General features: G+C 74.3%; 6 protein-coding genes. 1 reads left to right on the top strand and 5 read right to left on the bottom strand.

Features of this window, described 5'->3' with window-relative positions; genetic code table 11:
* Positions 1 to 35 precede the first annotated feature (35 nt).
* The 5 genes from ACFCX4_RS34525 to ACFCX4_RS34545 all read right to left on the bottom strand — a co-directional run bounded on the left by ACFCX4_RS34525 (position 36) and on the right by ACFCX4_RS34545 (position 4,504).
* The gene (locus ACFCX4_RS34525; RefSeq protein WP_376151143.1) at positions 36 to 1,067 is read right to left on the bottom strand and encodes an SGNH/GDSL hydrolase family protein; all 1,032 of its coding nucleotides are present in this window, start codon (positions 1,065 to 1,067) and stop codon (positions 36 to 38) included.
* Positions 1,068 to 1,370: 303 nt separating this feature from the next.
* The gene (locus ACFCX4_RS34530; protein WP_376151145.1) at positions 1,371 to 2,384 is read right to left on the bottom strand and encodes a hypothetical protein; all 1,014 of its coding nucleotides are present in this window, start codon (positions 2,382 to 2,384) and stop codon (positions 1,371 to 1,373) included.
* The gene (locus ACFCX4_RS34535) at positions 2,381 to 2,773 is read right to left on the bottom strand and encodes a PadR family transcriptional regulator (RefSeq protein ID WP_376151147.1); all 393 of its coding nucleotides are present in this window, start codon (positions 2,771 to 2,773) and stop codon (positions 2,381 to 2,383) included. The genes ACFCX4_RS34530 and ACFCX4_RS34535 overlap by 4 nt, the downstream gene beginning before the upstream one ends.
* A 200-nt stretch (positions 2,774 to 2,973) precedes the next feature.
* Positions 2,974 to 3,699 (bottom strand): dienelactone hydrolase family protein, encoded by a 726-nt coding sequence (locus ACFCX4_RS34540; RefSeq protein WP_376151149.1) that lies wholly within the window; start codon positions 3,697 to 3,699, stop codon positions 2,974 to 2,976.
* Between the two features lie 232 nt (positions 3,700 to 3,931).
* Entirely contained in the window at positions 3,932 to 4,504 is a 573-nt protein-coding gene (locus ACFCX4_RS34545; RefSeq protein ID WP_376151151.1) for a hypothetical protein, read from the bottom strand.
* A gap of 169 nt (positions 4,505 to 4,673) precedes the next feature.
* Between ACFCX4_RS34545 and ACFCX4_RS34550 the strand changes: the two genes are divergently transcribed.
* Positions 4,674 to 5,138: a hypothetical protein gene (locus ACFCX4_RS34550; protein WP_376151153.1), complete on the top strand. Its 465-nt coding sequence runs from the start codon at positions 4,674 to 4,676 to the stop codon at positions 5,136 to 5,138.
* Positions 5,139 to 5,173: the final 35 nt, after the last annotated feature.

Raw genomic sequence — 5,173 nt, forward strand, 5'->3', positions numbered from 1 at the left:
GGCCCGCCGGATGCGGGTGGGCCCGGCCGGGTCGGTCAGCGTTCCAGGAGGGCGATGCGGATGGCCCGCTCGACGTGGGCGGCGGTGTTCTCGTGCCCGGCGGCGTTGGGGTGGACCAGGGTGCTGCGCCTGTCGATGGCCGCGCAGTTCAGCAGGGCGCCCGGCCAGTAGGCCTCCGCGTTGCCGCAGAGGCCCTCGACCCACTTGGTCTCCGCGGGCTGACAGACGTCGTGGCCCACGCTGGAGGAGTGGACGTCGACGTAGCGGTCCCCGAAGAACTCCGTGACCCGCTGGATCGTGGTGTTCAGCTGCTTGAGGACGCCGTCACGGAGCCAGTCGACGTCCGCAGGGGCGATCGAACCGAGCTGGGTGAGGTCGCCGCGGTTGCAGGCGCTGCCCTCCTCCGGCAGCACGGCCGGGTAACCGACCGTGATCACCTTGGCGTTGGGCGCGGCCTGGTGCACCAGGGCCAGCATCTCGATGTACTCGTCCTGGACCCGGGCGAGCCTGTCCTGGATGCTCTCCTCCCCCTCCGGGGGATTGGTGTAGTGGTCGCGACAGGACTTCCCGCCGTGGCCGAGTTCGAGACACTTCAGGAGGATGCCGCCGAACGGCAGGCTGTTGCCGCCGACTCCGACGGTGACGATGTCGGTCCCGTCGCCCAGCTTGGCCCGCTGCGTCTGCGGGTCCACCGCGGCCCAGCCGCCCGAGGGGGGATCGACCGGGCTGATCGGCGTCTGCTTGTTCTTGGCGATGTCGGCGATGGTGGCGCCGCCGCAGCCGGCGTTGGTCAGCCGGACGGGCTTGCCCGGCGGGAACTCGGCGAGCTCCCGGTCGACGAGGTCGGGGTAGGCGTTGGCGGTGCGGTCGCAGCCGTCCCGTGACACGTCTCCCAGTGCGGGCTGCGGCTCCCCGACGAACACGCCGGCCGTGTACGAGTCGCCCAGCGCGGCCCACTCGTACTGGTCGGCCGCGTCGGCGGAGCCCGAGGGGAAGAGTGCGGCCGCGGTGAGCGCGAGTCCGGCGGCGATTGCCCGCCCGCGGGAGCGGGAGACGTGGTGTCGCATGGATCCTCCGTGATCTGGGGACGGCGCCCGGCGCGGGAGGTCCGCTCCGGGCGGGGCGTCGGCCAAGATCATCCATGCCGGAGGGCGCAGCCCCGCGGAGGTCGGGTGGTGCCACCCCCGGCCGGGCTAAAAGGTCAGATCTTTCGCGCCGCGGGGTGGGTACGAAGCGGGGCGTCGCCGGTCGGGATCCGCGTTCGGGGCGGGACGTCGGCCCGCCGGGGGCTGCACAGGAAGTCGTCCCGTCTGACTTCCTGTGCAGCCGAGGGTGTCGTCCCGTGATGGGGGGTGTCGGCGGGCGGCTCGTTACCGCTCGCTGCCGGCCGTGGGCGGGAGCGAACCGGCCTCTCGTGTGCGCCGCAGTCGGCGGCACAGGAGGCCGGTGGCGGCGGCGGTGGCCAGCAGGCCGAGGGCGACGGCGCCGTCGAGCAGCAGGTGGGGCGGCCCGGCCGGGAGGTGGAGGTAGAGCGGTGGGGCCGTCACGATGCTCCAGGGGAGGACGGCCAGGGTGACGCCGTAGGCCTGGAGGGGGTCGGTCGCGGGGTCACCCAGGCGCAGCAGGAGGGCGAAGGCCATGACGAAGGCGGGCCAGGCGGCGGAGACGTCGAGCGCGGTGTTCTGCAACGGCGTGAAGGCGATGTTGGTGTAGTCGTCGGGCCAGGTGCCGATCACAAGGGTGGCGATGCCGCTCATCGGGAGGGCGGCGGCGATCGCGGCGGCCACGGTCCGTGCGCGGTTCCGCGGGGAGAGGTCGACGGCGTCGGGCGGCGCCACCAGCACCAGCGCGCCCGCGCAGGCCCAGAGCCAGAGCAGGCCGGTCGAGGGGGCGAACACGTCGGCCGGAGGGAGGCGTTGCGCCACGGCGGCGCCCAGGAAGCCGGTCAGGACGCCGCCGGCGACGAGGGCACGGGCCGGCCTCCAGCGGCCGAAGGCGGCGCACAGCAGCGCGAGGAGCCAGGGGACGCTCCGCACGACGGCCAGCACCAACGGGGCCGAGCCCGCCCGGGGGCCGTGGGTGAGGGAGGCGGTCAACAGGTGGACCGCGTTCAGTGCCGCGCCGCCGGCCAGCAGGAACGGCGCGGCGCCGGCGAGCAGCCTGCCCCCGGGATCGCGTGAGCTGAGCCGGGTGCGCAGCCGCAGCGCGTGCGCGGCCAGTGCTGACCACTCGCGCAGGGTGGTGCGGCGGTCGGCGTGCCGGACGGACTCCGCGAAGACGGCGGTGATCTCCTCGCCGTGCGCGGCGCGGTAGGCGGCCGGGTAGAGGCCGCGCAGGGGGAGCCGGCGCACCAGCGCGGAGGCGGGTGGGTACGCGTCGGTCATGCCGTCCTCACGTTCGTCCGGGGTGCGGCGGTGCGGGGCGTGGCGGTGCGGGGCGTCGCCGGGCGGGGACCGCCGAGGGTGAGGCGGCGCTCGGCCTCGGTCGCGTCGGCGCGCAGCCGCGACGCCTCCTCGGCCAGGATGCTCCGGCCCTGCTCGGTCAGGGCGAAGCTGCGCCGCAGCCGTCCGCTCACCACCTCCTCGTGGTGGATCCGGATGAGCCCTTGCTGGAGCAGGCGGTCCAGCGCCGTGTAGAGGGTGCCCGTGAGCATCTTCGTCCGGCCTCCGGTGATCGCCAGGACCTCCTGGAGGATCGCGTAGCCGTGCCGTGGCGCGTCGGCCAGGGCGGTGAGCACGAGCCGGGTCGGCTCCTGAAGCGGTGAATGGGACATGCGGCGACCATAGGTCAACCATTTGAATATGTCGATGATTTAGGTATCTTGCGGGCAGCTCTGCCCGCAGGGGCAATCCGGCTCCCGGGAAAGGTCGTTGACGGGTGATCGGTGATCGGTGATCGGTGATCGGTCGGCGGGGGTCGGCCGGACTGCGCGGGGACGGGCGGCCGCAGCCGGGCGCCCCCGCGCGGCGCCGGCTACTTCAGGTGGCGGTCGTAGAAGCGCTCACCGTCCTCCAGTTCGAACAGTGGGGTGCCCAGGTGGCCGCCCGGGTTGGCGTGCAGGGTCTTCTCCCTGCTGCCGAAGGCGTCGAAGAGGTCCAGGGCCCGCTGCCGGGGGTTGCCCTCGTCGTCCCACTGGAGCAGGAGCAGCAGCGGGACGGTGACCCGGCGGGCCTCCTCGCGCTGGGCGCGGGGCACGTAGCCCCCGGCGAAGAGGCCGAGGGCCGCGATGCGCGGATCGGTCACCGCCAGGCGGATGCCGAGGGCGGTCCAGCCCGAGTAGCCGACGGGGCCGTCGAGGCCGGGCAGGGCGAGGAGGGCGTCCAGGGCGGTCCGCCAGTCCGGCGCGGCCTCCTCGACCATCGGGCCGACGAGGGACTCGAAGAGGTCGTCGACCGGTTCGCCCGCCTGCATCGCCCGGCGGAGCCCGGCGCGGGCCTCCTCCGCGGCGGCGGAACGGGGCCGGTCGCCGCAGCCGGCGGCATCGATGGTGGCCACCGTGTAGCCGTGCGCCGCGGTGTGCCGGGCGCGGGCCACCAGCCGGGCGTCCCGCTTGGGCAGGCCGTTGTTGTGGGCCATCAGGACGAGCGGAGCCGGCGCGGGGCCGGCCTCCGGCGTCCACAGGGTGCCGGGGATCCCGTCGAGGAGGAACTCGCGTTCGAGGACGCCGTCGTCGAGGCGGTGTTCGGAAGTGAACTGCATGGTCGTGCCTTTCGGGAGTGCACGTGGAACGGCGCTCCCGGACGACCTACCGCCCGACCGTGACCCCGGAGGGGAGCACCCATGTCGATACTGCGTTCACGGGTACCACCTCCTCGTTCTCTCGCACGGCCTCCGGAAAGCTAGCAGCGGTCGGGGAGGCCCGGCAAACGGTTTTCCGTGCGGTGCCCGGGCCGCGGACGGTTCAGTCGTGGAGGGCTCAGTCGTGGAGGGCTCAGTCGTGGAGGGCGACGCCGGGCAGGGCCCGGCCGGCGGCGTCGAACAGGGGCGTGCCGCAGTCGCAGCCCTCGCCGGCGAGGGTCTCGCCCGGGGGGAGCTCCCAGACCGGCATGGAGGAGCAGCCCGGGCAGGTCAGGCTGATCAGGGCCGTGCCGGAGTCGGAGCACCAGGGGCGGACCGGGCAGTCCTCGTGGGTCAGGCCGGCGGGCGGCTCGTCGCCGTCGGCGGGTGCGACCAGGAGCTCGTAGGTGTCGGTGCCGCTGTCGACCAGGAGGAGGGCGAAGCCGAGCTCCGCCAGCACGGCGGCGAGGTGGTCGAGTTGGCGGACCGGGAGGTCGCCGCGGGCGAGCGCCGGATCCGCCTCGGCCGCGGCCCGGACGGCGTCGGTGTCGACACCGGTCGGCTCCGTCCCGAAGGCCCGCACCCGGGCGGCGGCGAACGCCGCCAGCCGGCCGGGCTCCTCCTCGCCGGTCCAGTCCACCGCGAGGACCACGTCGTCGACGCGGGCGCCGCGGGCCCGTTCGCCGGGGGTCAGGACCAGTGCTGCCAGCGCTGTCGGCTCCGTCATGGCGATCAAGCTATCAACTCCCCTTCCGGCCGGGCCGGTCGCCCCGGGGCCCGCCGCCGTGCCCGATGGGGCACGTTCGGGGCGGCCCGGCGGCCCGGCCCGAACCGGGCGGCGACGACACCGCGTCGGCTGGTCAGTAACGCGCGACCACCACCACTGGGAGACACGGATGATGAGGATCAAGAAGACCGCCGCCGTCGCGGTGGCGCTCCTGAGCGCGACCCTGGGCGGCGCGGTCGCCACCGCGACGGCGGCCCAGGCGGCCTGGCCGCCCGTCCCCGCCAAGTTCCCCCGCGTCCACTGCAGCAGCACCAAGATCGAGGTGAGGTCCCTCGACGTGGCCGGCGGCCCGGTCAAGTGCGGCGGCGCCCTGGGCGACCCCCTCTACCACACCATCAACGGCGTCGACCACGTCTTCGCGATCGGGACCGACAACGCCATGTGGGCGCGGTGGATCAGCCCGTCGGGCGTCCTCAGCGAGTGGGTCTCGTTCGGAGGGAACCTCGCGAGCGAGATCGAGCTGTACGCCGACGGCCACAGCCTGGACTTCCGCGCCCGCTGGGCCGACGGCCACCTGTACGAGATCACCCGCAACGACAACGGCTCGTGGATCAACTGGCGCCAGATCGGCTGAGCCCGCCGGGGCGGCCGGGCGGGCGGTGGGAGGGA

The sequence above is a fragment of the Kitasatospora sp. NPDC056327 genome (assembly GCF_042261735.1).
GTDB lineage: Bacteria > Actinomycetota > Actinomycetes > Streptomycetales > Streptomycetaceae > Kitasatospora.

Excerpts from the sequence above, each read along its gene's own strand:
- ACFCX4_RS34545 (WP_376151151.1), bottom strand. The coding sequence starts at position 4,504 with ATGACGGAGCCGACAGCGCTGGCAGCACTGGTCCTGACCCCCGGCGAA.
- ACFCX4_RS34550 (WP_376151153.1), top strand. The coding sequence starts at position 4,674 with ATGATGAGGATCAAGAAGACCGCCGCCGTCGCGGTGGCGCTCCTGAGC.
- ACFCX4_RS34530 (WP_376151145.1), bottom strand. The coding sequence starts at position 2,384 with ATGACCGACGCGTACCCACCCGCCTCCGCGCTGGTGCGCCGGCTCCCC.
- ACFCX4_RS34525 (WP_376151143.1), bottom strand. The coding sequence starts at position 1,067 with ATGCGACACCACGTCTCCCGCTCCCGCGGGCGGGCAATCGCCGCCGGA.
- ACFCX4_RS34540 (WP_376151149.1), bottom strand. The coding sequence starts at position 3,699 with ATGCAGTTCACTTCCGAACACCGCCTCGACGACGGCGTCCTCGAACGC.
- ACFCX4_RS34535 (WP_376151147.1), bottom strand. The coding sequence starts at position 2,773 with ATGTCCCATTCACCGCTTCAGGAGCCGACCCGGCTCGTGCTCACCGCC.